The sequence below is a fragment of the Paenibacillus sinopodophylli genome (genome assembly GCF_005930355.1).
Lineage (GTDB): Bacteria > Bacillota > Bacilli > Paenibacillales > Paenibacillaceae > Pristimantibacillus > Pristimantibacillus sinopodophylli.
The window spans coordinates 1-229 of record NZ_VDBO01000097.1 but is presented as its reverse complement, the minus strand read 5'-3'; the positions used below and the strand labels follow the sequence as shown (position 1 = coordinate 229).

The 229-nt window shown below is 49.3% G+C and carries 1 rRNA gene; it reads right to left on the bottom strand.

What is annotated here, in order from left to right:
* Positions 1-76 (bottom strand): 5S ribosomal RNA (gene rrf / locus FGT79_RS30835); the annotation flags it as partial.
* Positions 77-229 lie beyond the last annotated feature (153 nt).

The following is a 229-nucleotide window of genomic DNA, read 5'->3' as shown; positions in this document are numbered from 1 at the left end:
TACCATTGGCGCTGGAGGGCTTAACGGTCGTGTTCGGTATGGGAACGCGTGGTTCCCCTCCGCCATCGCCACCAAACTGGATTTTTCGCTGAATCACAATCCTGAGTTTCCTCAGAAAAGATCCAACCATAGTCCTTCAAGGTGTTTACGCCCTGAAAACTGGATACGAAAGATTAGGTTTGCTGAACCTTATAAAGCTGCTGTCTACCGGATGTATGGGTCGCGGTAA